This is a genomic window from Polaribacter sp. 20A6, from assembly GCF_011378915.1.
Taxonomy (GTDB): Bacteria; Bacteroidota; Bacteroidia; order Flavobacteriales; family Flavobacteriaceae; genus Polaribacter; species Polaribacter sejongensis.
In genome coordinates this window covers 1-2,126 of sequence record NZ_WTPZ01000022.1, presented here as the reverse complement: position 1 = coordinate 2,126, position 2,126 = coordinate 1, and the positions used below count along the sequence as shown (strand labels likewise).

Below are 2,126 nucleotides of genomic sequence, written 5' to 3'. Positions count from 1 at the left end.
TACCGACCAAGAAAGTCCGCGAGGACTTTCGTAAGTAGGCGAGAAGCCAGCAATAAATTATATACGGTGTTGTGCTTAGTTTTTCTTTTTTAACTCAGTTTTTGTTTTTCCTACGTTAACTATTTCCTCAAGCATTATTTGTCTTTCGTGCCTATTTATATACCAATCTTTGATAAGAACTTCAATTAGATTAATTAGAGCTTGAGCTTCATTAGGTTCTACTTCAATTATTAAATTGATATCCTTTTCCATATGAGCACCAATATTTCCAATCTTTCTTGTAGCGTCAATGGATTGCCAAGTCAAAGGGTCTATTTTATCCTTAATACTTTCAATTTCTTTGAATAGACTATTTCCTTTTACTTTCCAATAATCTCTAATCATTCCTTGAAGACATCTTCTTGATAGAGTAGCTGAAGCTTTAGGGCTTTCTGAAATAATAGAACAAGCTTCTTCGTAATCTTGAATTATGGCTGTTGGTACATACTTCGGGAATACTTTAGCAAAAGAATTAGGAATTAATCTCCATCGTTTTTTTTCTTTTTGGTCATAATGTTTATAGCTTTGACCTCTCAATTCATATGTAGTATCTAATAAAATAGCATCTAATGTATATTTGTTACAATCACTATTGGGACATACAATATAGTATGAATAAAGTAACTTTGAACCATCGGCATTATTTATCGATAAGCCAAACTCATTATCTTTGAAATTTGAATTTGTAATAGTCGTATGATGGTTGCAGTGCGGACATTGCCATTTAAAAGGTTCCATAATTTTTATTTTGTTTCGTAGCGGTTTTTATACTCTGTAAAATGATTTAAAGTTTTGTCTATTACTTTTTAAATTATTTAACTCAGTAATCTATTTGAAATTCGTTTATTAGATTTTCCAAAAAATATTTTTCAATGTTGTTTTTAATATTTTAAGTTAAATCTTTGGTGTTATTTTAAATTAGATTTTATAAATGAAGTAAATAAATTTGTAATTGATTCTGAAATTTCTTTCTCTTCAGCTTGTGATATATTATTTATTGTTATAAAATTTTGCAATGCTTGACTTATTGATTTTTCTTTTTCAGAAACTTCTTTTCCGAAAATCTCGATTTGTTTTAATCCTTCTAATTCAGTAGATTTATTTTTATCATATTTTTCTATAGGTTTAATAGAATTCCAAGTTAATTCAGCATATTTTAGAAGTTCTTGTTTTGTCATTTTTTTTAGTTTTATTTCGATTTGGTTTAAATTAAGCACAACGTTGTTGTATAAGCTTTGTTGCGTAGTTTAAGCAGTGAATTTAGTAAATAAAGTACGAACGGCGAAATTCCGGAGGAATTTCCCAAGTGAGCCAAAACCAGCAATAAAGTTTATACGGTGTTGTGGTGCGTATTTTTATTCAATTTTTCTTAATATAACGGAATTGGAGGTGGTGGTTTTGTTATTGATATAATTTCAATTCTTTCATTAAGCCAAATATTTATATTTCTTTTTTTTGTAATTTCTTCGAAAGTTTCAATTAATTTTTTTAATGTTTTCTCAAAATTTTTGAATTCATTTTTTTCGTACGAAATTTGTATTAATAATTTTTCAGGGTTATCGCTTAAACTCGGGTTTTTTCCGAAATTGTAATAATCTTTCTTTAAAATTGTTTTCAAACTGTCTAAAGGATAAGATTTTCCAGAATTTTTAATAATTTTATTATTGTTAATTACTATTACATTCTTTTCTTTTGTTAGAATACAAGCAAATTTTTCCCAACAAGGATTTTGGAAATATATTATTTTTGATGCTTTTCCGTTTTTTAAAGTAATTTTTGGAACACTATCATTGCAGGCGATTCTTTCAGCTCGTTCTATTAATTCATTCCAATTATTGAACTTTTTAAGATTTAATTCAACACTCAAACTATCATTGTCCTTTCTCCATTTTCCAAATTCTTTTTGAACAAGTAAATTTTCTTTTTTGTCATAATTTTTACATCCAACTATTGTCAGAATCAGTAAAATCAGAAATGTTCCTTTAATGTTCAAATTTTCATTTTTATATGCACCACAACGTTGTTGTGTAATGAAAGTTGCGATTTTTATGAACGGCTATTTTCCGCAGGAAAATTGAAGTGATTAA

At 27.5% G+C, this 2,126-nt stretch carries 3 protein-coding genes; all 3 read right to left on the bottom strand.

Annotated elements, in window-relative coordinates; all coding sequences use genetic code 11:
* Positions 1 to 75 precede the first annotated feature (75 nt).
* Positions 76 to 777: a DUF4145 domain-containing protein gene (locus tag GQS57_RS18170; RefSeq protein ID WP_165734392.1), complete on the bottom strand. Its 702-nt coding sequence runs from the start codon at positions 775 to 777 to the stop codon at positions 76 to 78.
* A 170-nt stretch (positions 778 to 947) separates the two neighbouring features.
* A complete protein-coding gene (locus GQS57_RS18165) occupies positions 948 to 1,217 on the bottom strand; it encodes a hypothetical protein (RefSeq protein ID WP_165734391.1) in 270 nt (89 codons plus the stop codon).
* Positions 1,218 to 1,408: 191 nt separating this feature from the next.
* Entirely contained in the window at positions 1,409 to 2,032 is a 624-nt protein-coding gene (locus GQS57_RS18160; RefSeq protein WP_165734390.1) for a hypothetical protein, read from the bottom strand.
* Positions 2,033 to 2,126: the final 94 nt, after the last annotated feature.